Source organism: Leptospira montravelensis (assembly GCF_004770045.1).
Lineage (GTDB): Bacteria > Spirochaetota > Leptospiria > Leptospirales > Leptospiraceae > Leptospira_A > Leptospira_A montravelensis.
In genome coordinates this window covers 676,321-701,974 of the sequence record NZ_RQFO01000017.1, presented here as the reverse complement: position 1 = coordinate 701,974, position 25,654 = coordinate 676,321, and the positions used below count along the sequence as shown (strand labels likewise).

The following is a 25,654-nucleotide window of genomic DNA, read 5'->3' as shown; positions in this document are numbered from 1 at the left end:
CACAGGGGTCACGAATCTCTAAAAAAATTAAAAAACCGCTCCTTCTGTTCTAGAATCTTCTAAATTCCGTTCAAAATGGTTTTGCGGGCAAGGTTTAGTAAAAGTAAAGTTTGTCATTTTATTCAGTTACTAACATATGTTACATTATAAACAGAAATTTCACTTCTTGTTTGGGGACCGTAGGCGTTAGCTAAGGGTATTCGAATTCAATGAATTTGAATCGAATAAAATTGAAGTCATAAAGATAACTTAAAGATTGAAGAAATGAAATCGCTATTCGCAACACCAATATTCATAATCTAAGGGATTTAAAAAAAGGGTAACTGAATATATCAAGTTACCCTTTAATATTACTTAACTTCGGTTTGGTTTAATTCAAGAATTGATTCAAAAATTTCCGGGATCACTACTGCGTGAAGGGGTAATCCATCAATAACTGAGAAATTTACCATCAGTATTCTTGTTTCTCCAGGTGCCATCCATCCGGTGGAATTGTCAGAATCTTGGACAGGTCCAGATCCAGGTGCCCCATAATCACCTTTAATCAATGCCGCAGAAACTACGTTTTCGTTTTTAAACTTCCCAATAGGAAAAATTGGTTTTCCGCCATAAGTATCATTTGGAATCGCAATGCCCTTTGAAATACTAAGTTTCAAACTGATCATGTTTTTTTGGTTTAAAAACTCATTTAGATCGAATGAGTCTGGGTTTTTAGAATAAATTGCATATATATCCGGATTTCTTTCCATGATATAATCAAAGTTAAACTTTGTTAATTTATAATTATCCAAATTCAAGAAACGATACTTGTCGGAATTGTTTTTTACAGTAATCACAACTTGATAATATTTATCTCCCCACCAATGGTTTTCTACATCTTTTGTAAAACCAACATTTGTAATTTTTATTATCCAATTTTCATTATAATTAACTTCGGATACTGGTTTGTATATAGGTGGTTTAATTGTGAGTGTGCCACAATTCCATATTAGGAACGTTAGCAATAAAATTCTTATTTTCATAGCTTCTCCGTAAATTTTTTTTGTAAAAAGTGTTGTGTTCCACATAACGGGATTTGAAAAAATCCGAAGTGGATTCATTTTACTAATTACTCCATTTCATTTGATTATAGAATCGTAATGCTTTGAGCAAATATAATCTAGTATTTTTTGTATTTGAATGTATTAAAATAGAAAATTTAATAAACAAGTGTTAATCTATATCTGATATCAAATGTAAAGAGAAAAATAAAGATAAACATAAGCGTATTACCCATTTAAGTTCAGAACAAATAACAAGAAATTGACCGTAACTGTCATGGATTTTAAATGAGCTAGAAAAGATCAAAAAGGTAAGTTACTTAAACTGGATTAGTATGGTTCACAAATAGATTGGAATGATTGGAAGGGATAGCGCGGTTGGTTATAAAAAAAATATTAATCAACTAACGGATTAGAGGCGCCCAGAGAGGAATTCAATTTCTATTTTTAAAGGATACCTCACTTAAAGGGAACATTCAACCTGGGTTTTTTAATGCTGGGATCACAACTTGGTCAATCAGCGCTATGAATAGGTTTTTGTCTGGTGGTTTTCGTTCAATGAGGGCGCGGTAGGTTGCCATCGAGTTTAAGACTTTACATACAAGTTCTATATTTGCTTTTTTAGAAATTTCTCCGCGGTCCATTGCGCGTTGCATCAGAGTTCGGTTCACTTCTGTCCAAGGTCCAAAAATTTCGGTAATTCCTTTTTTTTCAATTTCTTCATCTAACCAAAATGTACCAAGTCCACCTAATACGCGTAATTTTGCATTTGCTTCCTCCATTGAATGTGGTTTGAGAATGGCTAGAAAATCATTTCGCAGAGATCCGGTATCTGGTATTTTTTCAAGTTCTAACTGATTACGATTCATCCAAATCAAAGCATCTTTTACGAGTTTGACTTTAGAAGGCCAACGGCGATAACAAGCTGCCTTTCCTGTTCCAACCTTAATGGCAATTTTGTCCATAGTCATTCCATCAAACCCTTCTTCGGCAAGCATTTCAAGAGTGGCATTTAAAATGGAGGTATCCAGTGAGGAATCTCGTTTTCTTCCTAGGGCGGGAGGTTGTTCGGTTGGCTTCGGAGCAGTTACTTTTTTTTTCTTATCCATCGGTATAATATGATAACCTATAAAATCTTTTAATAACGATACAGAACTATATTTTTTTCACTATTTTGAAACGAATTTTATCGCACCTAGTTTGGCAATTGCAATCTGACTGAAAATTTTTCTTTTTTTCTTGACAATGGAAATAGAAATTATATTTGTCCAATTACGGAACTAATCAGTTCCGATACTATTCGGTTTCGTAAGTGCTAGCAGACAAAAGACCGTATAGCAGATGGACTTTCGTGAGTAGAGGTATAAATTATGGAAAAAAAGGATAAACTTATTGCACTTGTATCAGGGGCAAATCAAGGGATTGGTTACCAAGTAGCCAAAGATTTAGCAAATAGTGGAATGACTGTTCTTCTGGGCTCACGTGATTTAAAACGTGGGGAGAAAGCTGCTAAAGAAATTGGGTTAGGTAGCATTGCTGTCCAATTGGATGTAACAGATCGTAAATCAATCACAGATGCTGCGGAATATATAAAAACAGAATTTGACCGCCTTGATGTACTTATCAACAATGCGGGAATTTCAAATACAAGAATGCAAAGGTTAGGATTATCTATGGTTGAATATATGGATTCTGCAAAGGCAAGTATGGCTTCGATAGATGAGATGCGTATGGTTTGGGATACAAATGTGTTTGGTGTACTCGCCGTGTATCAAGCTATGTTACCACTTTTAAAAAATTCCAAAGATGCTCGTATAGTCAATGTATCAAGTACACTTGGGTCTCTCACATTAAACGCAGATCCTAACTCCGGTTATAGTTCTTTTTATAATCCAGTTTATGCTGTATCAAAAACAGCTTTAAATGGTATTACTCTTTCAATGATGTTAGAGTTAAAAGATACACCAATTAAAGTAAATTTAGTATCTCCTGGTTTTACAAAAACAGCTATGACTAATTTTGAAGGTTATGAGAGTTTAGAGGATGGTGCAAGGGAAGTTGTGAGAGTCGCCTTACTTGGCCCAGATGGACCAACAGGTACTTTTACAACATGGGACAATGTCCATGTTCCTTGGTAAGATTCAAAGTTTGTAGGAACCCAGTCACACTAATGCCAGTTTTTTTTGGCGTTAGTGTGAATTTCGTGTATTATTAGGACTTTGGCACAGTTTCATATTTTGGAAGAGACAAATCTAAATGATCCCAAACATAACCTCGTTTTGTATATGTGACCGCTTGTGGTTGGTAGAGGGTTGGGTCATCTAGACTCGTTGCGTGGATAGTAAAAAGATTGGGCATGGCAGCAAAAGTCATGTAAACTGGTGAACCACATTTCGGGCAAAAACTACTGGTTTTAGTATTGCCGCTATCACCCACCATATCAAAGTTAGCTGTTTTTCCTTCTAGACTCACAGATTTCCGAGATGGAAATGTGAGATAGGATCCATGCCCTGTTCCGCTCATACGCTGGCAGTCGCGGCATTGGCAATCGTTCATAAACATTGGTTTGTCGTTTATTTGATATCGAATGGCGCCACAAGCACAGCCGCCAGTATAAATTAGATCCATCCTATTCTCCTTAAGTTTTATATTCCAACAATTGTTTGTTATGTTTTTATACTATGATTTTGGGATATGTCCTGCCAAGGGGAGACCGGATTCCAAAAATGTTTTTAGATTAGAGAGTACACTAGGCCATCCGGAAGAAATCCCTTTCCACATTTGTGCATCCAATTCTTCGTGAGTCACAGCCAAACGGACAAGACCTTCGGAATAAGCTTCAATATCAAATGTAACACGAGAGTGTTTGGATTCATCGTTGATTTCATTTGGTCTTGACCAAGTCAGGATTAACTTATGTGGAGGATTGACTTCCAAAACTTTACCAACGAGGTCAACAGTTCTATCGTCATCCATGTATACATGTTCCCATTTTGAACCAACTTTCCATTCGGATATGTTGACATGAGCAGGATTTTTTGACAAAGGATCCGACCAATATTTACAAGTAATATCTGGATCAGTGATCGCATTCCAAACCTTCTCGGGTGTACTAAGAATAAATGTCACATAAACAAAGTTATGTTGTTCCATGATTGTCTCCTTCAATTTGTGTTTTTAAATCGTGTAAAAAACCTAAGCGGTTTTGTTCAAATTTTCTAACCCAACGTGCATAAACTTCGTAAATTGGTACTGGGTTGATGAAGTGAAGTTTTTCTCGACCCTTCCAAACAACTGTTACCAGGTTTGCTTTGATAAGAATTTCTATGTGTTGGGTTGCCGATTGCCTTTGCATGTCAAGTTGTTCACAGAGTGACGAAAGTGTTTGGCCATTGTTGGCATATAAAAGATCCAAAACCTTTCTGCGATTTGGGTCTGCCATTGCCTTAAAAACATGATCTGCACTCTCAACTTCCTTTGGCATACAAAGGAAATTATGCAGGTAACTACCTGCATGTCAATGATAAATTGGAAAATGGAAAAGGGTATTTGTAATAATGAATGAAATTTGCGATATGGACAGGGCTAAGACAGAAATTATGTCACATTTAAGTGCAATTTGGGTCTAGATTATTACCTGATGCATTGAGTAGATGAAGGGAAGGAGGAAATGGGATTTAGCAGTAGGTTAAGAAATAAATATGCGAATGAGTAATAGTCGGCAGGTTGGGAGTGCGCGACTAATGGCCATTCGGATATTTCGCAAAGAAATAGGGGGGTGCGGCTATTTGTCATTCGGATAACACGTGCAAAAGGGTTGTGAGCCGAATATTATATTAGTGAAAATCCAGCAATTGAAGGATTTCATAATATCAAAGTATTGGATGACTCTGGTGATTTTTGGCCAGGTGCTGGATGTGACCTAAAATATTATCGAAAAAAAGTAAACAAATCTATTGATGATGATAGTTTGGATTTAGAACATTGCGATTGACTAGAGCCTCGCCAAAACTATAATAGCGAACAAAATGGTCGTCAAGTTAGACGTTAGTTGCAAACGGAAGTCATCGATTACTAGTTACTAACAAAGGCATTGGTCCAAAAATTCATGTTCTGAGGATCTCTGGACTAACGAGCGCAGCGACAACAGAAACTACCTGTCAGCTGATTAATAACGGTTCAAGTTCTTCTCCAAAAAATACTGGAGCTTGCAATCTAAATATGTCTTGTAAAAAGCAATAAAATATTACATTCTTCGTTCATATTTCAGGAAACGGAAGCATTGAATTTACTTTTAGTAGTTTTTGAACATTATCGGAAAAAGAGAAAAGATTTTTCCTTCGACCATTTTAGAATGCAAATTGATCCTTTTTTCAAGTATTGGATGGTGATTTTTTTGTTTCAGTTGGTTATATTAAGTTACGTGATATCACCAAGCATAATATATTCTTATTTTCTGACTCAAGGGACAACTTTTTTGCAATTTTTTTCCATAACTTCAATAAGAGGGATTATCCGTATTTTTATTGCCTTTGGCTATATATATATATTACCATTTATCTGGACAATGCAGGTTGAAATTATAGAATCTGTCCGAAGGAGGATACATGGCTTTTGGTAAATCAAAAACTATCTTATTGATTCTTTTTTTAGTTTTTTAATTTGGCGTGTCTTTAATTTTACTGAACAAAACTTTCAACAATCTCCAAATTGGAAGATTAGAAACACCTATAAAAATCTTAGACTTTGCGGTAGATAACATCAATGCAAAAGTGCCAATGCTGTTAGACGAATCCACTCGCATAGATTATGCAACTTCCACTACAAATTTAGAGCTAATTTATAATTATACAATGATTTCCGGTGATCCGTTCGAAATTAAAAAAGTGGATTAATCTTATGGAACTCACAATAAGAAAGAAAATTTCAACAAATAGTGATTTGAAAAATTTTAGTGACAATGGCATTGTAATTATCTATTCATATTTTGATAATGATGGTCGTGAAATTGCTACGATAAAAATGAAGTAGAATTTACTGAGCCTCGCCAAAACTATAATAGCGAACAAAATGGTCGTCAAGTTAGACGTTAGTTGCAAACAGGAACGATCCTTCAGACAAAAAACAAATGGAAGACATCGATTTCTTGTTATTAGCAAAGACTTTATTCCAAAAATGAGTGTTTCGTTGGTAGCGAGGATATAAGGAATGCTTCTCTTTTATAGAAGAAATTATTGAATCAAAAGCTAGCAAACAATAGTAGAAAACCAAAGCATAAAAGAGAATTGTCATTCTTAATCGCTTTTCTTCCAAAAGTAGTTGTGGTAGAGACCACCTAACACGGGAGTTGATTCCAAGTGGCAGTTTCCATCTCGCGGTTTGTGGAGATTTGGTGAGGGGATGGGTGTTATCAGGGGGTTGTTGGGCGGCGTTTAATTGCAATAAAGTTAACCAACTCGCCTGCGTGCGTTAAACGAAATTCGTATAGCCGAAATATTTCCGGTGTTTATATGTAGTTCGCATAAATCTCACATTTTCCCCACCTTTACAAGTAGTTCGTATCAATGCCAAATTGGGACTTATGATCAGAATCAATCTTGATTCTAATTAGTTCTTTCAATCTTAGCTAAACATTTCCCAACTAATGATTGTTTTCACCGATAATCCTTCGCGCCAGCGATAGAAGCGGAAATCCTTTCGCGAAGTGAAAGATTGGAGCGGATAGCGCGGTCGATTTTAGAAAAAAATATCGATCGACTAACGGATTCGAGGCGCCCAACTAATAAAGAAAAAGTTTTCTTCTTAACCAAGTGCAGCGGTCATCACGAATGTCTAACTATGGATGACACAAGCTCGCGAGTCAAAATAGGAATCCTTTTATGGCCAGGTGATCCCTTCTTTTTTCAAAAATTTTAAAAAATCCGATTCTGATACCAAAGTCACGCCGAGTTCGGTTGCTTTTTCCAGTTTGGAGCCTGCACCAGGGCCGTAGAGAAGGTGAGTGGTTTTGGAAGAGACACCGGATACTTTTTTGCCGCCGTGTTTTGTGATGAGATCCATTGCTACATCGCGAGGTTGGAAGTTTTCGAAACTTCCTGTCACACACCAACTTTGACCAACAAATGGTTGTAAGTCGCTTTTTTCGGTTTCGTCGGCTTGGAATTTAAGGCCAAGTTTGATGAGAGTGCTTACAAGTTTTAAGGTTTCTTTATCTTTTAAGTGAGTGAGTAATGCATCGATCGTGCGTGGGCCAATGCCGTGAATTGATGTTAGTTCTTCATTTGCAGTTTTGGATTTTGCTAAAGTGAGAAGTTTCTCCCATGAATCATATCCGTTTTCAATAAGAATTTCGGTGACTTTGGGTCCAACTTCGTTTAAGCCAATCGAAGGTAAAGTGAATCTGAAATCTTTTTCTTTCGATTTTTCGATCGCATCAAAAATTATTTTTACTGACTTTTCACCAAATCCATCTAACTCAAGTATTGTGTCTTTGTATTTATTTAATGTGTATAAATCTGGAATGTCTTTGACCCAACCTTTTTCAAAGAAAATTTGGATTTGTCTTTCGCCGAGTCCTTCGATATTCATTTGTTTTTTGGAACAAAAGAATATGAGTTGGTTTAGTTTGCGTTCTGGGCAATTGCGATTGGTGCAGAAAAAATCAACGGAATCGTCTACCTTTGTTAGTTTGGTTTTACATGCGGGACATTCTTTCGGTAATACAAAAACTGATTTTGGAGGGACGGTTACTTTTTCCACTGCAGGAATGATTTCGCCACGTTTGGAGATTAATACTTTTGCACCGATTCCAGCACCCAGTTGGTCAATATAGACTTGGTTATGTAAGGTGGCGTAAGTGACTGTTGTACCTGCAAGTGAGATGGGTGTGACTTTAGCACGAGGTGTGATTTTTCCTGTTCTACCAATGGCAAAATCGATTTCTTCAATCGTGGTTTCTTTAAGTAAGGCATCGAACTTGAAAGCCCGGGCCCAACGCGGGGATTGGCTTGTTTCCCCTAAACTCTCACGTAAGTTGAGGTCATCTAGTTTGATGACAAGGCCATCCACAGGAAATGGCATTTTGTCTTTTTTCTTTTTGAATGATTCAATCTCTTGGATTAGATTTTTTCCTTTGATGATTGTGGAATCAGGAGCCAATGGAAACTTTTCTTTTTTTAATAAAGTGATGATGTCTTTATGTTTGTTAATTCCTTTTCTGGAGGAAGAAAAATATACATCATATACGTAGATTCTTAACGGGCGTTTGGCGACTTCAAGTGGGTCTTTTTGTTTGATAGAACCTGCAGCCAAGTTCCTTGGGTTGGCAAACTTACCGCCATATTCTTCATTGAATTCTTCAAAATCGGCGAAGGTCATAAAAATTTCCCCGCGGACCGAAAGGTTTAAAGGTTCAGAAAGTGATTGTGGAATGGATTCGATGGTTTTGACGTTTTCGGTAACAATATCTCCGATTCCACCGGAACCCCTTGTCACACAATGAGTGAGTTTTCCATTTTCATAATATAACAAGATGGAGGCGCCGTCAATTTTCCATTCAAGGGAATAAAATTCGTCGAGGCCAGTTTTCTCCAACCATTCGGAAAGTTCGGTTTCGTTGTAGGTGTTTTCTAAAGATAAAACAGGGACTTTGTGTTTAAATTTGCTAAATTGTGGAGAGAGGTCAGATCCTACTTGTAAAGTTGGCGAGGATTCAACCACCAAATCGGGGTTAGCTTTTTCAAGAGATTGTAACTCTTTAACTAAAAGATCAAACTCTTTGTCTGATATTTTAGGAGTATTTTTTTTATAATAGAGATCATTGTGTTTTTGAATCTCTTTGCGAAGTTCCGCAACTCGTTTGGCAGGATTTTCTTTCTTAGGCAATCAGTAAACTCCTGCTTGCATATATTGTTCTGGATCTGTTTTTCCTTCTTCGGATATGAATATTTCATAATGTAAATGTGGACCTGTCACATTTCCAGTAGCACCGACTTCGGCAATTTGTTCACCAGCTTTCACTTCTTGACCTGATCTTACATAGATTCTTGAACAGTGACCATATAACGTACTAAAGCCGAAGTCATGTTGGATGATGACATGATGTCCATATCCTACATTGGAGTAGGTAACTCGCACTACACGTCCAGGAGCAGAAGCATATATGGGAGTACCTGTGGCATTTGCCATATCTAAACCGTCGTGGTATTCCCAATAACCAGTGGTAGGTGATTTTCTCATACCAAAGGGAGAGGTTAAATTATAAGAATACATTGGGTTAAAGAGCGGAGTGCGGGATAAAATGTCTGAACGTTGGAATAAAAATTGGTAATTGGCTTCCACCAAACGTTGGTAATTATCCATCCGATGTTTTAGTTGCCTGAAATCATAAATTTCGCTTAAATATTTACGACCTACATCTAATTGTTTGTCTTCTTTTTCTTCCTTTTGAAGAGATTCCGCTGCTGATGTTTCGATCCAATCTTCAGTGGGAATTTTTAAAAGTTCGTCATCTTGTCCATCAATCAATGTAAAAAGTTCTAACATGTTTTCATTCAGTTTAGAATACTCTTCTTTCATCTCTTCCAATTGGTTGGCATGGGCAATGTATGTATCGAAATAAGTTCCGTAAATTTTGGAGAGTTGGTTGATTTGAGTTTGGGTGTTACTGGAACGAAAGATTCCGAAAATAGCAAGACTCAGGAGTCCGACAGTCAAAGCCAAAAAAAATAGAATGGTAAAATGAGAAATTTGAAAGTGGAAAGAACTATCGTATCCGTGAGGAATGACAAGAATGGTCATCCGTTGGTGACCTTTTTCTTTCACCTTATCAATCTGTTTCTTGATTTTCGGATTGTCCTGTGAAAAAACAGACGTAATCTCTTTAATTTTTTTCTTCATGACGAACCGTGCGACCTACATAAATAAGACGCTCCAATTCCTCTCAAGGGTCAAGTGGAAATCCCTATTTCTTGGGTTTGCTTTGATTTTGGGAATTCTGGTTTTTGTCGCATTGGCAACGAATTTGCGGTTTTGGTATATTTACCAAACCTCAATCCATTCGGACCAACCGATGGAAATTCCTGAAGCCGAAGTGGCCATTGTTCCTGGTGCCGCTGTTTATGGAAAAACTCCCTCACCCATCCTGATGGATAGACTTGCTTGCGGATTGAATTTATATAACTCAGGTCGAGTCAAAAAAATCTTACTTTCTGGCGACAACGGAAAATCAGATTACAACGAACTTCGACCTATGTTGGAGTATATGTTAAACCATAAAGTAAAACCTGATGATATTTTTGTGGACCATGCAGGTTTTCGAACTCTTGATACTTTGATACGTGCTAAAGAAGTTTTTCTCGTAAAGAATGCGATTTTTGTGAGCCAATCTTTCTTTTTACCCAGAGCCATTTATTTGGGTAAAGAGTTAGAATTAGAGTTATACGGTTATGAATGTAATTTAAGAACTTATAAAAAAGAAACTTATTATTCATTTCGCGAGTTTTCAGCAAGAATCCTTGCATGGTGGGACATCCAGTGGGACACTCCGCCAAAATATTTAGGTAAACCCTATCCTATCCAAGGAAGTGGCATTTCTACCTGGAAAGGATCCATACCCATTTCTTCACCTAAGTAACGTTATCCATTTTGATTCATTCTAAGGTTCTGACTGGTAGAAGTATTTTTTTAGGGTTCGACGTTTTTAATCGAGACAATTTATAAATTTTTCTGCTATATTTTATGATCAAAAAAATTGGATCATCTATTTACATTGATATTTTTTGAGTTATCCTATTTCATATGAAAAAACAAATTGTTTTGTTTCTTGTTTTTCTTTCCTTTTCTATAGTAAACGCTCAATCGATTCCCTTCCCACAACAAAACAACAAACACCAGGTCACCAAAGAATCACTGAAAAAAAGAAGAAATCTCTTGGAATGGCACCAATTGGCCGGGTTAACCACATTAGCACTTTGGCTTGCCACAAACTTAGAAGGCGATAAAGCATCTGAAACTTTATATAGAAAATCAGATCAGTTTGCACAAACTCTTTTACTCACTAATCCACAGTATGCAGTGAATGATCCAATGTATTTGGTTGCGATGAGTCCCTTAAACCGACATAGCATTGCAGCCGATTATTTTCTTTTAAAGGATCCAACAAACAACGCAGGATTGTATTTAGCATTAAAGGCAAATGAGGAATGGGAAACTAAACACTCCGCTGCCATGCATAAAAATTTAGCGATGGCTACTTTTGGAATGTATGCCATTACAGCGAGCCTTGCTTTTTTTTCTCCCTCTAAAATCGAATCTGAATCAGAGAATGAAGATGATGGACCCAAAATTTACAGTCCTATTTTTGCTCATAAAGCTATGATCCCCATACATTTAGCATCCATGCTTTTGTTACCAGGGTTAGGTGCACGTATTGAAAAAGAAGGTCCTAGAGCAGCTCACCAAATGGAGCAAGTGGGTTGGACCGGATTTGGTGCTATGTCGATTGCATTACTTGTCATTACATTTTGAAGTAAAGTTTAGTTAAGGAAAGATTAAGTTCTATGAAAAAGTTATTAATTTGTATTGCGGTATTATTCTTCGGAATCAATATTTTTGCAGCGGAAGTGACAAAAAAGAAAATTGAATTTTATGTAGAACATACTACAAAAAATGTAACGGGTGTTTGTAATGAAATTCAAATGGACCAACCTAACATCCAAATTTCGGGAAAAGAGTATAGTTTAAAATCTCCTTTTGAAATCAAAATCCCTCTATTGAAGATTTCATCTGGTGATGCAAATCGAGACTCCCATATTCAGGAAATTTTGGGATATCCTGATACGCCAAATATCATTGTAAAAATTGAATCAGTGCAACCAGGAAAGGAACAAACTTACATAGTGAAAGGTAAATTAACCATTCACGGTAATACTAAAGATTTTGTTTCAGATGCTATGTTAAAAGAGGAGAACTCCAAATCCATTCAGGTAGAAGGATTTGTTTTGGTTAAATTTTCCGAATATGAATTAGAAAATCCATCTTTACTTTTTATGAAGGCAAAAGATGAGATTCGTGTTAAATATCAGTTTGAGATTGGGTTGAAATGATTGGAAGATAGATAGGTGTTATTATTCTTAATCTCAGTTATATTATCTTTAATTTCCTATCAGTTCCACCAATCGATTGTATTTTAATATGATTCGTTTGGTCATCTCTTCTCCTTTTTTATTGATATCGGGGTGATATTTTTTTAAGAGTTCTTTGAATTTCTTTTTAACATCGGTAATGGAAGCACCAGGTTCTAAATCAAAAAAAGCCAATAGATCCTTGAGTTCGGTAGAAACCGTTTTTGCAACTTTCTTCTTTTTCTTTTTTGTTTCTCTGAATCTGCCATATAACTCGTAATAGGTTCTATCTCTAAATTCACGAGTGATGTCTCGAAAGTTAAGAATTTTTGTGGGGATTAGACTTTTTAAATATTCGTATAAAAATTCTTCGGCTCCATATTCAGGATGGATTTCGAATTTTTCTAAAAATTGATGGATAGAACGTCTGACAAAAAAATCGATTTCAAATTTATCCATCAGGTAGGAATCTACGGCATCATCATAATCGACAGTAGCTGCGGTTAAAAGTAATAATAGTTCCTTATCTAATTTATGATTGGCAATTGTTTTTTGAATGAGAGTTTTATAGGATTCACGAAGTTCATATAACGGACGTTCACTAAAAAAAATTCCCCCTTTCAGAAATTCTTCTGCCACTTCATCCAATTCCAAACTCCATGAGAGAAAATCGATAAGGAGGTCTCCGTCTACTTCGTGGAATCCGCCTGATAGAGTCATTTGAGGTTTTGCGGATTTGAATTGGTATACTTTGCGAAGGCATTCTTCCTTTCTGATTTCTAAAAGTTCAGAAAGGCGGTCGTAGGACAAAAACCACAACATGGACTCAGAAACGTTCTGCAACTCGAAGATCACATCATGCAAAATTTGTTTGGATTTTTTTGCTTCTACTCTTTGAACCATACAGAATCGACTCTAGAACCAATTTCAAACCGGGGCGACTTTTTTGCTAGTGAATCCTATTCCTTTTTTTGAACTGGAAGAATGAACCACCATATTTCAGAACATCCATCTTTGCAGCCATTCGATATTTCCGAATACAAGGGAGTTCGAGGAAAGAACTTTTATGATATGGATCCCGCCTTACAACGAATGGTTCACCGATACACAGAGAATTTTACCCCAGACCATAAAAAAACAATGGAAGAACATATTCGAAAATACGGCGAACTTGTGGGTGGGGTTTTGGATGAACTTACAGAAGAGTGCCATAAAGAAGGAAAATATGGCGAGGTTGTTAAGTTCGACAGAACGGGAAAAAGAATCGATTTTATAAAATATTCAGAAGAACAAAAATTGGCGCGAAAAATTTCTTATGATCATGGAGTCGTCAATTTAGACTTCCATCCTGATTGGAAATATGAATTCCCGCATATTCATCGCTATGCGCTAACTTATTTAATGAATATGAACGGGGAAGGTGGTGTGGCTTGTCCCTTAGCTATGACTGATGGAATCATATTAGCACTCAAAAAAATAGGAACAGAAGAACAAAAGAAAAAATATCTTCCACTTGTTGCAGGAAAGGGAAGTCCTTCTCATTTTATGGCAGGACAATATGTTACAGAAAGAGTAGGTGGAAGTAATGTTTCCGCCAATAGAACCATTGCCAAAAAACTTCCTAACGGCAAATGGGAGTTAACCGGTGAAAAATGGTTTTGTTCCAACCCAGGAGACCTTTGGGTCACAACGGCAAAGATGGAAGGAACCAACACAGTTGGTATGTTTCTTGTTCCCAGGATTAAAGAAAACGGGGAACTGAATGGCCACCATATCCTACGGAAAAAAGATATCATAGGATCTCGCGGAAAACTCACTGTAGAAATAATTTATGACAAGGTAGAAGCCGAAGAGTTTGGTCGCCCAGGTCATGGGCTTGTGAACCTGATTCGTTACATCATCAAAACTTCTCGTTTGCACGTAGGTCTTGGGTCTAGTGGAAACGCAAGAAGGTCAGTGATGGAAGCATCTGAATATGCAAAGTTTAGAACAGCATACGGAAAAAAGATTTTAGAGTTTCCTTCTTTTGCAAAGACATTGGCAGAAATGCAAATTCTACAAACTGGCAATTGTTTTGCGAATTTTCGCTCCGTCAGTTTAGCAGAAAAAGATCATGATGCAGCCGAGATCACAGTTCCTTTGATGAAATATAAATCATCTTCCCAAGCAAGTTATATCACACAAAAAGCAATATTAACTTTAGGAGGAAATGGAATCATTGGAGATTTTTCTCCTCTACCTCGTTTGCATAATGATTCCATCATCAATGAAACTTGGGAAGGAACCCATCTTATCATTACAGATCATTGTTTGCATGCTTTACAAAAACCAAAGGTTTATACTGCGTTCCAATCTTTGTTAGATGAATTAACAAAGTCTGCTTTGAACCATCCAGAACTTAAGAATGCATTCGAAGTATTCCAAACCAAACGTAAGGAATTAGAAAATTGTATTAAAAACGAGTCAAAAGATTGGAAAGATATGAATCGCATTTATATCTCTGATGTAACCTATCAAGTTTTTTTACTAGCTGAGTTTTTAGAACAAGCAGTTTACGACATCGCAAACAAGTTACAGACAAAGTATTTATATTTTGTCAATGGTTATGCAGAGATGGTAAGAGATGGGTTGGAAGCTCCGAGACAAAAAGATGGTGTCTTCTTTGATCCCAAAGCCATTGAGACTTTTATTTCTTTTTAATCAGTATGGAAAATTTTTTACTTTTAGGAATATGTTTTGGACTGGGGTTATTTTTTCGAAGATTACCTCAGTTTCCTGAATCCACTCCCAAGGTTTTAAACGGGTTTATCCTATTTATTTCTTTACCTTCTCTTGTTTTGTACCATGTCCATGAATTAAAAGTAGATGTTACTTCTCTACTGCCTTCTTCTATGCCTTGGGTGGTCTTCGGATTTGCTACTGTATTTTTTCTTGGATTGTACAAACTAAAGTTTTTAAAGTTCCATACTGCCGTCTGTTTGGTGTTAACTGCAGGCCTTGGAAATACATCCTTTGTGGGTTTTCCATTACTCGAAACATATTTAGGTAAAGAATCTTTAGGTTACGGAATTTTAGCAGACCAATTGGGAACCTTTATGGTTCTCAGTTTTCCTGGAATCATTTTGGCTTCGATTGCTATGGATGGAAAATGGGACTTAATCACTCTTGTGAAAAGAGTATTAGGATTTGCTCCTATCTATGCTTTGTTTTTTGCTATTCTCACCAGGCAATTTTCTTATCCAGATGCGTTTAAGCTTGTTTTACTTCGGTTAGGTGACACTTTGACGCCTCTGGCTTTGGTTTCCGTAGGTTTTATGTTGGATATGCGGACCATTGCAGGTCATGGTAAGGTATTGGCTTTAGGACTTGGGTTTAAACTCATCCTTGCACCAATCATTGTGTATTGGATTTATTCTCCATTAAAAGAGGATTCTTTGCTTTTCCAAACCATTGTTTTGGAATCGGCAATGGCTCCAATGGTCACTTCTACAGTGATCACAATTGAAAAAAATATTTCTCCCCATTTAGCAAGCCTTATGTTGGGAATTGGAATCCCTATTTCCTTTGGCACCACATATGTTCTCAACTTTTTGTTGAAAGGAAACTACATTTGAATCTAAAATTTTTACTCTTACTGATTCTTGCAATGGTCTCTTGGGGTATCTCTTGGCCCATCGGTAAAATGATCGCAGGAACGGTTCCTGTTTCTGTGTTGGTATTTTGGCGATTTCTTGCCACTTTTCTTTCTGTGATTCCTCTCCTTGTTGTGATGAAAATTCCCTTTAAACTCAAAACAGGAAAGGATTATTGGAATGTTCTTGTTGGCGGTATCATTTATACCTTTTACAACCAGTTCTTTTTTATGGGTTTAAAAAATGGACTTCCAGGCGCAGGAGGAGTCCTTGTTACTACTCTCAACCCTATTGTTACTTTTTTCATTGTTGTGTTAGTACAAAAGAAACGAATTTCGAAACGTCAAGTAATTGGATTATTTTTCGGATTTATTGGTGGGCTTGTTATCTTACAAGTATGGAAGATAAGTATCGATTATTTATTGTTATCCGGAAACTTATTCTTTTTATTATGTTCTTTTGTTTGGGCAACACTTTCTCTGAATAGCCAATCTACTGGAAAATCAATGTCACCGGTGACGTATAGTTTTTACGTTTATGCTGTGGGTTCTATCATTGAATTTTTATTTTGTTTTAACGATCCAAGTTTTTGGAAAGTATGGGACGAAGGGTTTCCCTTCTGGGCTTCCATCTTTTATTTAACTGTGATCTCAACTACCTTTGGAACCACTGTTTATTTTTATGCAGCTACTCGACTTGGTTCTGAAATTGCGAGTAGTTTTATCTTTATTGTCCCTCTCTCTGCCTATTTGAGTAGTTATTTGATTTTGAATGAAGTGATACAAATTCCAGTAATCATCGGTGGAGCCTTAGCCATCCTGGCAGTGTATTTAATCAATTCGAAACAAAAGAGAAAGGAACCAAATCTTTAATGAAAAATACATCTTGGAAAAAAAGATTCAAAATTTGGTTATATAACTTTTACCCGCCTTATGTGGGAGCAGGGATTCGTATTAAAGAAATTGCTTCTGACTTTTCCTATTTTCGATCAGAAATGAATTTAAGGTTTTATAACAAGAATTATGTGGGAGTTCATTTTGGTGGTTCCTTATATTCCATGTGTGATCCTTTTTTTATGTTAATTCTTTTAGAAAGATTAGGGCCTGATTATATTGTTTGGGACAAAGCTGGAAATATGATCTTTGTTAAACCAGGTATGGGTAAGGTGATCGCCGAATTTCGAATACCTGATTCAGAGATTCAAAGGATCAAAGAGGAAATCGAAGTTAAGAAAAAAGGAGATTATCTTTTTACTACTGATGTAAAGAACGTAGCAGGAGAGGTGATTGCAAAATTAGAGAAGACTGTTTATATTCGCAAACGGGGAAAACTCCCCGTTCAAAATGGATAAATAGTAAAAGAAAAATCTTTCTAATTTAAAGTATTTTCCTGTTTAGTATTTTTTGTCTTCATCTTCAGGAATCATACTCGCATAATAAGTAAGTAATGCATCATTTTTGGAATGTACGACTCGATTGGATTCCTCAATCATCTTACGTTTTTCCAAAATCTTTTTACCTTTTTCCCAAACTTCTTCTGCATCTTTGATTAGATAATTCCCATTATGGCGGGAAATAAAATCTTCGACTAACATTTTACTTTGTGATATTTCGACTGAAAAATCATTCTCTACCAAAATTTTTGCCACAATTTGATTTGGTAAAATTTTATGATACTGTTTCCAACCTTTGGTGATGCGGTAACTAAGTTCTAATGTTGGATCTTCCGTATGTGCATATTCAGAGATAGGAATAGGATCACAAAACTCGACATATACATTGGAACGTTTCGCAAGAAAACCTGCCATACCCAACTCTTCTGGAACATTACAAAACTGATTATCTTCCGGAACAGTTTCATAGGATACAGAAATTGGTACGATGACTATCTCAGTTCCTGAACTGCGGAATGCATTTACAGCAGTTGTGAGTAAACCCGTTTTGACAGGAACAATCCCTCCTGTCCTCGAACGTGTTCCTTCAGGGTATACGAGAGATGGAATTCCTTGTTCTAACATCACTTGTGAATAGAGAGTTAGACATTCCAAATACAAACTGTTTCGTGTTCGTTCGCGGTCCACAGCATAAGCACCAAGTGATTTTAACATCCATTCCCAAAAAGGATTAGACATCAAATTGATACCTGCCGCATAACGAGGAACAGGTAATCCTAAGTGAAATAAAGAATAAGCTACTTCTACTGAATCTAAGTGAGACCTATGTGTGGGAGCATAGAGTAAATTATATTTTGAAGAAAGTGCCTTTACCACTTCTGTTTTCCCGCCAACATGCGGTATCATTGAACCTTTTAGAAAACCACCAGAAAAAAGCCGAATGGGAGCCACAAACCTGAGAACAGATTCCCTAACCGTTGGACTATAATTATCTGCAATTTCTGTGACATAGAATCTAACGAGTTCCTTTACCAAGGTGTTTTCTTCGTCTTTTTGGCAATTTTGGAACCGTTGCCAAATTTCGAGTTCTGAGGCAAATTTAACCTCATCTAACTTTTGTTTTTTGCGTATGGCTTTGGTAAGTCTTTTTTGCGTAGATTCAATGACGGCAGAAGATTGTTTTTTTACACGACCAACAGTACCTGGAACGTTGCTGATGTGTTTTATAATTCTATCGACAAGTAAATTTTGAAAATCGATACCTGAGGTTAAGTTGAGTCCTACTTTTTTTTGAACCACAAGCGGAATGTTTTTTGATTCTGTTTTTTTACCGCAAATCAAATCAACGAGTGCATCTGGAGGTTGTTTTCTCGTGAGAACATCAAATAAAGTTCGGTGTAAAGTAAACGGTAGACGAATTTCATTGGCAAGTTCAATGAGAATGCTAAGTGCATAAGTTCCTTCAACGTTATCATGCCACTTAGTTGATTCTCGTTCGATAAACGATCTGGGTGCAAAGAAAATCTCAATTCTATCTTTGATACTTAATTTTTCTCCACCTGACAAAAGTTCACCGACAATTTTTTGTCCAAATCCACGGTTTCTACTTTTATTACTAGTTGCAGTTGTGATAAAATCCGCAAGTCCAGATCTTCCCATCACCGTATCTGGTCTTGCACCATAACGCATAGCAAGGTCTCTTACTTCTTGAAACCCTACAGATAGAATTTCTCCCAATAAATTTGAACCATAACGAGGAAGAAGAGAAACAATCCCACTCGCAATGGCCATTGGATTTTTTGCAACACCAACAATTTCCATACCTACAACATCATCGGTAACTGATGTATTGATAAAATTTGAAGAGAGGACTTCAGCAAGAAATTCAGAGGTTTCTTTTTCGTAAGATCCAATATTAAAAAAACTAAATTTTTCATCCAAAATTTCCCCGAGTAGGGATGGGCCATTGACTACAGCCACTGATGAATTCGAAAAATTTCTTTCTTTTAAATAATTTTGTAAATATTGCGAATACGTAATGAAGCCAGTTTTTTTTCTATTTTTAGAATCCAAAATTCCTTTGGTTAAGAAGGAAAAAACATAACTGTTGTTTGGTTCTAAAACTTCTAATAGGGCATGCACACTGTCCAAAAATGATCGGGAAGGTACGGCAATATGGAAAACCCAATCATCTCGTCCAAAAGAATCCAAACTGGAAACAATCTCGATATGGTCAGGAAGATCAATTGTCTTCCCCATAATTTCTGTTTGGCGACGTTTCTTTAGAACCTCTACTAATTCTTTATCCGGAATCCAAAGAGTGATAGGATCAAATTTCTGTGCCAGAACGGAAGCGATAATGATACCCATTGGGCCGCTTCCAAGGACTGCTTGATTTAAGTCGTTATAGGTTATTTGCATAAAAAATTAACAATACGAATCGAAGGAAAATTTCACTTTTTTTGTTTGCTTGAAACGATTCGAGTCTATCGAAAAGGTATCAGGAGAGTGTAAATCGTCAAGTCACAATGATTCGAGTCGGTATTCTATTTTCAAGTCTAACCATAATTCCGGCCCTATTCGGTTGGTACCAGAATTGGCTTGGTCTCACAAGACCTCAAGAGATCAACTTGGCCATTGCTCTCCTTGTTTCTTTTCTTTGGGTGACAGAACTTTTCCCACTCTATGTCACGGGTTTTTTGGTTCTATTTTTGGAACTTGTTTGGATGCTTCCTTCCTGGGGCCCCGGTGCTCCAAAAACGATTACTTTTCTCTCTTGTTATTTTTCAGAGACCATTTTACTTTTCTTAGGTGGATTTGTGATTTCTTCAGCAATCACATTTTATGGTTTAGATTCTACGATTGCCAGGTTTGTGATTCAAAAAACAAAGGGATCAGCCTTTTTCCTTGTTCTCTCCATAGGCTTTGCTACAGCGTTTTTATCCTGTTTTATGAACAATACTGCCACAGCAGCCATGATGCTTGGCCTTGTTTCATCTATGATGAAATCATTAGAAGAAAACAATCCTTTAAGAAAATCACTTCTTTTTATGGTTCCATTCTCTGCCAATTTGGGAGGAATCGGGACACCAGTGGGAACCCTTCCCAATGTAATTGGGATTGGTTATTTACAAGAAAGAGGATTAGAATTTGGATTTTTAAATTGGATGGGATTTGCCTTTCCTGTATTCATCCTTTCCGTTTTCGCACTTGCTATACTTTTGTACATTGTGTACTTAAAAAAGGATCAATCTAGGAATTCGGTTTCTTCCATTCAAGTCGCGGCTGTTAATGATTCTCTCTCTAAACGAGATAGGTCCATAGCATTGGGGATTATATCGATTACGATTCTGGGTTGGATTACTTCTGATTGGCATGGAATTTCAAACGGAACAGTCGCTTTATTCCCTGTGATTGTTTTTTTTGGATTCCGTCTTTTGGACTTAAAAGAATTTCGAAACCTTTCGTGGGACGTATTAATCCTTATGGGAGGGGGGATTGCACTTGGAAAGGCATTTGAAGAAACAGGACTTGCAAAACATTTTGTCGAAGTTTTTATGTTAGGTGAATCTGGCCAATTAGGTTTATTTTTATTTTTTTCCTTACTTTCACTGGGACTTTCTTGTTTTTTAAGTAACACAAGTGTCGCCAATTTAATTTTACCTATCACTATGGGATTACCCACGCATCTCATTTTACCGGCAGCCATTGGTGCAACCATCGGGGCATCTCTTGCCATGCCACTTCCTGTTTCCACGCCACCAAATGCTTTGGCATTTAGTTATGGCGGAATCAGAAGTATGGAGATGCTGAAGGTAGGAGGCACCATTTCAGTAATTGCTTGGACCTTATTTGTGTCTATTGGCGGGTTTATGTTACATATCTTGGGGATTGTCGATTTTTCTAAGTTTTAAAAAAAAGACTTTTCCTCTTTCTAACTCCCACTACTCTACTTTCGAATTATGCGAAGTATTCGGTCTCTTAGATTTTTCTCCGTATTTGTACTACTTTTTCTTTTCTCTTGTTATAATTATATGAGTGAAGATGTTCCAATCATCACAAGGCCGGAGTTCAAACAACCCATTGCCATTCTTACCATCAAGGTTTCCACTCCAGAAAACGATAAAACCAAACGAGAAATCACAAACATTTATACTAAATATTTAATGGAAACCGGGAATTTTGGCCGAGTTTTATCTGATGGAGTTAGAGCGAACCACCACATTGATTTGTATACCAGTGAGGTGAATGAGTACGAACATTTTTGGATATCTTCCATTTCCACCTTGTTTATGTTAGGTACTGCTGGTCTTTTGCCTTCTATATATTCCAAAGAAAGAGTCTTACATGCAGATTTTTATCTTAACGATAGGCTGATTGGTCGTGAGAAATACAGGCAAAAACATTCCACATTATTTGGAGTTCCTTTTATGTTTATTTGGGAAACTGGAATTAAAGAAGCGAAAACAATTCAATTTAACAAAGAAAAAAATCTAATTCACAATGTAGTTCAAGACTACAATCGTTACTTATAGGAGACTTTATGGACTTTTTATTTAATCAAAAATTAACAAGTATTCAATGGAAATTGTTACCTCTGTTTATCGTTATAAGTATATTTACTTTTGTCTGTAAAACACCTGAAGTAAAAAAAACTCCTGTTGTTGAAGTAAAAAAACCGGAACCAGTCGAAAAAGTTGTAGAAGCACAAGATCCTAATTTAGCATTTTTAGAAAGTATCGAAGATGGAAGGGAACTTCCAGATTCAGACAAATGGAAAGTAGAACAATACGATGCATTTACTGAAGATACATTTCCTTCTTACGCACCAGTAAACGCAAATATTGATTTTTCAAAAGTTGATTATCCATTATTAAATGCTGCAATTTTCTACGTAACTTCGAAAGAAAGAAGATCACTTGGCCTTCGTCCATTTAAGTATTCTGAAAAATGTGAACAGGCTGCATTTGGACATGCGCAAGATATGGTCACGTATGATTTTTTTTCCCATACTAGTACAGTAAATGGAAAAGAAACTTTGCGAGATCGTTTGGATTTAGTAGGACTTTCAGATACCTATTCGGCTGAAAACATCATTAGTTCCTTTGGAATTCAATACCAAGGTGGACGTGCTGTTTTTACTCCAACTCAGAATGGGGGCCCATTTTTTAGTTATACAAAAGCAGGTAATCCAATTCCAAATCACACTTATTTAAGTTTAGCGAAATCAGTCGTAGAAACTTGGTTCAATTCACCAAGTCATAGAAAGAATATCCTTAATCCAGAATTTACTTATATGGGAGCTGGAACTTTCTTCTATAAAGATAAAAAATTTTATGATATAGACAAAGTAAAAGCAGTTCAAGTGTTTACAGCGAAACCTTAATATTCTTCGCTTATAATAGCACAGAAATGAACATACAAATATGGGAATTTCATTAGGTTAGAAAATGGAATCTCCCATTTTGTGAGTTTGATTTAAGGAAGATGTATTTTTGGGTATAAGCGAATATGATTTTTTAGCAAAACTTGCAGCACAGTTATTCGAAACGAAATATTCTCTGATTGCGTCTTTTGACAAAAATGGAATTAATACCAACGCCAGTTACGGAATTCCTAAGAAACATACTCTTGATTTTGTCTCTTTCTCTTCACAAGTTCTAGGATCATCAACAGAAATAGTTGAGATAAAGGATTTCTCTTTAAATCAAGATACAAAACCATTTTCCCCATTTATTTTAGAATTTGATTTAGCATTTTTTATAGGGATTCCCTTCTTTGATGAGGAAGGTTCTCTAAAGGGTTTCATTTCTGTTTTAGATGACAAACCTAAACAAAGTAACGCCAAACAATATGAAATTCTTCACGATCTAACTAATAGAGTGGAATCTTTACTCAAAGAAAAAACGGAACCAGAGCTTTTACAATCCAATGAATTAATTTTAATTGGACCTACAGATTTTGAAACTCCTTTATCTGTTTTTGGGACAGAACAAGCAATAAATGAAATCAAAAAGATAGAAAAAGCTCTTAGGATTAGTGAAGATGCGTTTCGAGAAAATTTTGATAATGCAGCCATTGGAATGGCGCTACTGGATGAAAAAGGTAAATGGCTGAAAGTTAATAAAAGGGTTTGTGATATTTTAGGATATTCCGAATCCGAATTTATGAACCTGACGTTTCAAGATATCACTCATCCAGAAGACTTAAATGCAGATTTGACCTACCTTGAAGAACTAGTCGCAGATAAACGAAAATTTTACCAAATGGAAAAACGTTATTTTCGGAAAAATGGGAACATTGTGTACGCAATTTTGGCTGTTTCTATGGTAAAAAATGAAGATGGAAAAGTTTTATATTTTATTTCTCAAATCATAGACATAACAGAGCAGAAGTTAGTTGAAAGAGAGCTAAAGCAAGCATTAGCTAAGAACCAGGCAATTTTAGATGCTAGTACCCTTGTTTCGATAATTAGTACAGATAAAGAAGGAATCATTAACGGCTTTAATCGGGGAGCTGAAATCATGTTGGGTTATAGTTCTGAGGAACTAGTAGGAAAATATACCCCAATAATTTTACACGTTAATAGTGAGACCGAGGAAAAAGCAAAAATACTTTCAAAAGAACACAATCGAAGTTTTGAAGGATTTGAATTATTCATTTATAATGCAAAAATAGAAAAACCAATTACCTTAGAATGGACATACAAAAGAAAAGATGGTTCAACGTTTCCAGTTTTATTGTCAGTTACTGTTATAAAACAGAATGATCAAATCACAGGTTACCTTGGTATCGCAGTTGATATTTCTGAGCAGAAAAAAGCAGAAGCAGAAATTCAGTCCTTATTAGACATTACTAATGAACAAAACCATCGTTTAAAAAATTTCACGAACATAGTATCACATAATTTAAGTTCACATAGTTTTGGAATTAGTGGAATGATGGAAATTTTACAAAATTCCTTCCCCGAATATTTCCAGAACGAAATGATGCAGTTATTATTTGGAGCCACTGAAAACTTAAAACGAACAATAGAAGACCTTACCGCAGTCATTAAAGTAAATCTAACCCAAGAAAATTATGAATATGTTGATATTGTTAAAATAATTCAAAAAAATGTCGAAAGTTTAACCTTACAAATTTTGGATTCTAAGTTAAAAATAGAAATCGATCTTCCAAATCAATTGTTAGTCCGAGGGATTCCTGCTTATTTAGATAGCATAGTGCTAAATTTAATTACCAATGCATTGAAGTATAAATCATACGAACGGAATAGCTTTTTAAGAATAACAAGTATAGTAAAAGATAAGATGATAGCCATTCGATTCGAGGACAATGGTCAGGGAATTGATTTAAAGAAACATGGTGATAAATTGTTTGGGATGTACAAAACATTTCATGAAAACAAAGAAGCAAGAGGTGTAGGTTTATTCATTTCAAAAAACCAAGTAGAAACGATGGGTGGAAAAATAGAGGTTGAAAGTAATGTAGGAGTAGGTACAAAATTTACTGTACTTTTACCATATGAACAAAATTAATTTAGCCTGTGTTGTAGAAGATGATCCACTACATCTTTATCTGACAAAACAAGTCATTTCACATTCTGGACTCGTGAATCAAACGTTGGAATGTAAAAATGGAAAAGAAGCTTATGAGATGCTTACTTCTCGAATATCCTTAAAAGAAAGTTTACCAGAACTTATATTATTAGATTTGAATATGCCTGTTTGGGATGGTTGGCAATTTTTAGATGAATTTATTTTAATTCCGGTAAATCAAAAAATAACAATATATATAGTTTCAAGTTCCTCGAACGAAGATGATTTAAAAAGAGCAGAAAAGTATAATTTACGAGGAAACTATATTATTAAACCAATTACCATAGACAAACTAAAAGAAATCATTTATGAAATGAATTAAAGTTTATCTGGATTCAATCGGAAGTTAATGGTTATAGTGACCGCAAGGAATGGTTTTTTTCCTTTTAATCGGTTGAAAGGTTATACTTACTTCGAAGCCATTTTGACAACAATATCAAATTCTTTCTTTGTTACTGGTTGGATCGATAACCTTGATCCTTTTTGAGTCACCACCATTTTTTCAAGGCCCTTTGTGTTACGAAGAGTATCCAAAGGTATCAATTCTTTAAACTTTGTATGGGGTTTTAGGTGCACTCCAAACCATCTCGGTTCTGTTCCTTTTAATTTAGGATCAAAGTATTTATGGTTCGGATCAAATTGGTAAGGGTCGGGACTTGCTTCCTTTGCTACTTCCGCAATCCCTACAATTCCCGGTGGATCGAGTCTACTATGATAAAACAAAACCAAGTCACCTAACTTCACTTCGTCACGAAGATAATTACGTGCTTGGTAATTTCTAACACCTTCCCAATAAGAGAGTTTTTCTCTTATTAGGTCGTCGATGGAGAATACATCTGGTTCTGTTTTAAAGAGCCAATACTTCATC

General features: G+C 36.0%; 22 protein-coding genes and 1 pseudogene. 13 read left to right on the top strand and 10 right to left on the bottom strand.

Features of this window, described 5'->3' with window-relative positions:
* Positions 1-350: 350 nt before the first annotated feature.
* Positions 351-1,100, bottom strand: a complete 750-nt coding sequence (locus tag EHQ31_RS17155) for a hypothetical protein (RefSeq protein ID WP_244247453.1) — start codon at positions 1,098-1,100, stop codon at positions 351-353.
* A 416-nt stretch (positions 1,101-1,516) separates the two neighbouring features.
* On the bottom strand, positions 1,517-2,149 hold the full coding sequence (locus EHQ31_RS17150; protein ID WP_135572339.1) for a TetR/AcrR family transcriptional regulator: 633 nt from the start codon (positions 2,147-2,149) through the stop codon (positions 1,517-1,519).
* A 261-nt stretch (positions 2,150-2,410) separates the two neighbouring features.
* Between EHQ31_RS17150 and EHQ31_RS17145 the strand changes: the two genes are divergently transcribed.
* Positions 2,411-3,178, top strand: a complete 768-nt coding sequence (locus EHQ31_RS17145) for an SDR family oxidoreductase (RefSeq protein ID WP_135572337.1) — start codon at positions 2,411-2,413, stop codon at positions 3,176-3,178.
* A 73-nt stretch (positions 3,179-3,251) separates the two neighbouring features.
* On the opposite strand, the gene EHQ31_RS17140 is transcribed toward EHQ31_RS17145, so the two are convergent.
* From EHQ31_RS17140 to EHQ31_RS17120, 5 genes are all read right to left on the bottom strand, one after another.
* Entirely contained in the window at positions 3,252-3,668 is a 417-nt protein-coding gene (locus tag EHQ31_RS17140) for a GFA family protein (protein ID WP_135572335.1), read from the bottom strand.
* A 51-nt stretch (positions 3,669-3,719) separates the two neighbouring features.
* Positions 3,720-4,193 carry an SRPBCC family protein gene (locus EHQ31_RS17135; protein ID WP_135572333.1) on the bottom strand — a complete coding sequence of 158 codons (474 nt, stop codon included), beginning with the start codon at positions 4,191-4,193 and terminating at the stop codon, positions 3,720-3,722.
* Entirely contained in the window at positions 4,180-4,524 is a 345-nt protein-coding gene (locus EHQ31_RS17130) for an ArsR/SmtB family transcription factor (protein ID WP_135572331.1), read from the bottom strand. Before EHQ31_RS17130 ends, EHQ31_RS17135 begins: the two co-directional genes overlap by 14 nt.
* Positions 4,525-6,917: 2,393 nt before the next feature.
* Entirely contained in the window at positions 6,918-8,924 is a 2,007-nt protein-coding gene (gene ligA, locus EHQ31_RS17125) for an NAD-dependent DNA ligase LigA (protein WP_135572327.1), read from the bottom strand.
* Entirely contained in the window at positions 8,925-9,938 is a 1,014-nt protein-coding gene (locus EHQ31_RS17120) for a M23 family metallopeptidase (protein WP_135572325.1), read from the bottom strand.
* Between EHQ31_RS17120 and EHQ31_RS17115 the strand changes: the two genes are divergently transcribed.
* The 3 genes from EHQ31_RS17115 to EHQ31_RS17105 all read left to right on the top strand — a co-directional run bounded on the left by EHQ31_RS17115 (position 9,937) and on the right by EHQ31_RS17105 (position 12,145).
* On the top strand, positions 9,937-10,674 hold the full coding sequence (locus EHQ31_RS17115) for a SanA/YdcF family protein (RefSeq protein WP_135572323.1): 738 nt from the start codon (positions 9,937-9,939) through the stop codon (positions 10,672-10,674). The genes EHQ31_RS17120 and EHQ31_RS17115 overlap by 2 nt on opposite strands.
* Positions 10,675-10,838: 164 nt before the next feature.
* Positions 10,839-11,567, top strand: coding sequence for a hypothetical protein (locus tag EHQ31_RS17110; RefSeq protein WP_244247452.1), 729 nt, complete (start codon positions 10,839-10,841; stop codon positions 11,565-11,567).
* 32 nt (positions 11,568-11,599) lie between these two features.
* On the top strand, positions 11,600-12,145 hold the full coding sequence (locus EHQ31_RS17105) for a YceI family protein (protein ID WP_135572321.1): 546 nt from the start codon (positions 11,600-11,602) through the stop codon (positions 12,143-12,145).
* 48 nt (positions 12,146-12,193) lie between these two features.
* Here the strand turns inward: EHQ31_RS17105 and EHQ31_RS17100 are convergent, their stop codons facing one another.
* Entirely contained in the window at positions 12,194-13,066 is an 873-nt protein-coding gene (locus EHQ31_RS17100; RefSeq protein ID WP_135572319.1) for a molecular chaperone DnaJ, read from the bottom strand.
* Positions 13,067-13,147: 81 nt separating this feature from the next.
* Between EHQ31_RS17100 and EHQ31_RS17095 the strand changes: the two are divergent.
* The 4 genes and pseudogenes from EHQ31_RS17095 to EHQ31_RS17080 form a co-directional block, all read left to right on the top strand.
* Positions 13,148-14,782, top strand: a pseudogene (locus EHQ31_RS17095) (acyl-CoA dehydrogenase family protein); the annotation flags it as partial.
* An 86-nt stretch (positions 14,783-14,868) separates the two neighbouring features.
* Positions 14,869-15,777: an AEC family transporter gene (locus EHQ31_RS17090; RefSeq protein WP_135572315.1), complete on the top strand. Its 909-nt coding sequence runs from the start codon at positions 14,869-14,871 to the stop codon at positions 15,775-15,777.
* The gene (locus EHQ31_RS17085; protein WP_135572313.1) at positions 15,774-16,667 is read left to right on the top strand and encodes a DMT family transporter; all 894 of its coding nucleotides are present in this window, start codon (positions 15,774-15,776) and stop codon (positions 16,665-16,667) included. Before EHQ31_RS17090 ends, EHQ31_RS17085 begins: the two co-directional genes overlap by 4 nt.
* A complete protein-coding gene (locus EHQ31_RS17080) occupies positions 16,667-17,146 on the top strand; it encodes a DUF4442 domain-containing protein (protein ID WP_135572311.1) in 480 nt (159 codons plus the stop codon). Before EHQ31_RS17085 ends, EHQ31_RS17080 begins: the two co-directional genes overlap by 1 nt.
* 42 nt (positions 17,147-17,188) lie before the next feature.
* Here the strand turns inward: EHQ31_RS17080 and EHQ31_RS17075 are convergent, their stop codons facing one another.
* Complete coding sequence (locus EHQ31_RS17075; protein ID WP_135572309.1) at positions 17,189-19,609, bottom strand: 1-acyl-sn-glycerol-3-phosphate acyltransferase; 2,421 nt, start codon at positions 19,607-19,609, stop codon at positions 17,189-17,191.
* 107 nt (positions 19,610-19,716) lie between these two features.
* Here EHQ31_RS17075 and EHQ31_RS17070 point away from each other — a divergent pair, with 107 nt between their 5' ends.
* From EHQ31_RS17070 to EHQ31_RS17050, 5 genes are all read left to right on the top strand, one after another.
* Positions 19,717-21,102 carry an SLC13 family permease gene (locus EHQ31_RS17070; RefSeq protein WP_135572307.1) on the top strand — a complete coding sequence of 462 codons (1,386 nt, stop codon included), beginning with the start codon at positions 19,717-19,719 and terminating at the stop codon, positions 21,100-21,102.
* A 48-nt stretch (positions 21,103-21,150) separates the two neighbouring features.
* Entirely contained in the window at positions 21,151-21,723 is a 573-nt protein-coding gene (locus EHQ31_RS17065; protein ID WP_208652793.1) for a hypothetical protein, read from the top strand.
* A gap of 8 nt (positions 21,724-21,731) precedes the next feature.
* On the top strand, positions 21,732-22,574 hold the full coding sequence (locus tag EHQ31_RS17060; protein ID WP_135572303.1) for a CAP domain-containing protein: 843 nt from the start codon (positions 21,732-21,734) through the stop codon (positions 22,572-22,574).
* A 496-nt stretch (positions 22,575-23,070) separates the two neighbouring features.
* Positions 23,071-24,726, top strand: a complete 1,656-nt coding sequence (locus tag EHQ31_RS17055) for a PAS domain-containing sensor histidine kinase (protein WP_244247450.1) — start codon at positions 23,071-23,073, stop codon at positions 24,724-24,726.
* Positions 24,713-25,108 (top strand): response regulator, encoded by a 396-nt coding sequence (locus EHQ31_RS17050; RefSeq protein WP_135572299.1) that lies wholly within the window; start codon positions 24,713-24,715, stop codon positions 25,106-25,108. The genes EHQ31_RS17055 and EHQ31_RS17050 overlap by 14 nt, the downstream gene beginning before the upstream one ends.
* Before the next feature lie 86 nt (positions 25,109-25,194).
* Here the strand turns inward: EHQ31_RS17050 and EHQ31_RS17045 are convergent, their stop codons facing one another.
* Entirely contained in the window at positions 25,195-25,653 is a 459-nt protein-coding gene (locus EHQ31_RS17045) for an EVE domain-containing protein (protein ID WP_135572297.1), read from the bottom strand.
* Position 25,654: the final 1 nt, after the last annotated feature.

Excerpts from the sequence above, each read along its gene's own strand:
- EHQ31_RS17100 (WP_135572319.1), bottom strand. The coding sequence starts at position 13,066 with ATGGTTCAAAGAGTAGAAGCAAAAAAATCCAAACAAATTTTGCATGAT.
- EHQ31_RS17060 (WP_135572303.1), top strand. The coding sequence starts at position 21,732 with ATGGACTTTTTATTTAATCAAAAATTAACAAGTATTCAATGGAAATTG.
- EHQ31_RS17075 (WP_135572309.1), bottom strand. The coding sequence starts at position 19,609 with ATGCAAATAACCTATAACGACTTAAATCAAGCAGTCCTTGGAAGCGGC.
- EHQ31_RS17120 (WP_135572325.1), bottom strand. The coding sequence starts at position 9,938 with ATGAAGAAAAAAATTAAAGAGATTACGTCTGTTTTTTCACAGGACAAT.
- EHQ31_RS17140 (WP_135572335.1), bottom strand. The coding sequence starts at position 3,668 with ATGGATCTAATTTATACTGGCGGCTGTGCTTGTGGCGCCATTCGATAT.
- EHQ31_RS17150 (WP_135572339.1), bottom strand. The coding sequence starts at position 2,149 with ATGGATAAGAAAAAAAAAGTAACTGCTCCGAAGCCAACCGAACAACCT.
- EHQ31_RS17070 (WP_135572307.1), top strand. The coding sequence starts at position 19,717 with ATGATTCGAGTCGGTATTCTATTTTCAAGTCTAACCATAATTCCGGCC.
- EHQ31_RS17045 (WP_135572297.1), bottom strand. The coding sequence starts at position 25,653 with ATGAAGTATTGGCTCTTTAAAACAGAACCAGATGTATTCTCCATCGAC.
- EHQ31_RS17050 (WP_135572299.1), top strand. The coding sequence starts at position 24,713 with ATGAACAAAATTAATTTAGCCTGTGTTGTAGAAGATGATCCACTACAT.
- EHQ31_RS17130 (WP_135572331.1), bottom strand. The coding sequence starts at position 4,524 with ATGCCAAAGGAAGTTGAGAGTGCAGATCATGTTTTTAAGGCAATGGCA.
- EHQ31_RS17155 (WP_244247453.1), bottom strand. The coding sequence starts at position 1,100 with ATGAATCCACTTCGGATTTTTTCAAATCCCGTTATGTGGAACACAACA.
- EHQ31_RS17115 (WP_135572323.1), top strand. The coding sequence starts at position 9,937 with ATGACGAACCGTGCGACCTACATAAATAAGACGCTCCAATTCCTCTCA.
- EHQ31_RS17080 (WP_135572311.1), top strand. The coding sequence starts at position 16,667 with ATGAAAAATACATCTTGGAAAAAAAGATTCAAAATTTGGTTATATAAC.
- EHQ31_RS17110 (WP_244247452.1), top strand. The coding sequence starts at position 10,839 with ATGAAAAAACAAATTGTTTTGTTTCTTGTTTTTCTTTCCTTTTCTATA.
- EHQ31_RS17135 (WP_135572333.1), bottom strand. The coding sequence starts at position 4,193 with ATGGAACAACATAACTTTGTTTATGTGACATTTATTCTTAGTACACCC.
- EHQ31_RS17105 (WP_135572321.1), top strand. The coding sequence starts at position 11,600 with ATGAAAAAGTTATTAATTTGTATTGCGGTATTATTCTTCGGAATCAAT.
- EHQ31_RS17145 (WP_135572337.1), top strand. The coding sequence starts at position 2,411 with ATGGAAAAAAAGGATAAACTTATTGCACTTGTATCAGGGGCAAATCAA.
- EHQ31_RS17065 (WP_208652793.1), top strand. The coding sequence starts at position 21,151 with ATGCGAAGTATTCGGTCTCTTAGATTTTTCTCCGTATTTGTACTACTT.
- EHQ31_RS17090 (WP_135572315.1), top strand. The coding sequence starts at position 14,869 with ATGGAAAATTTTTTACTTTTAGGAATATGTTTTGGACTGGGGTTATTT.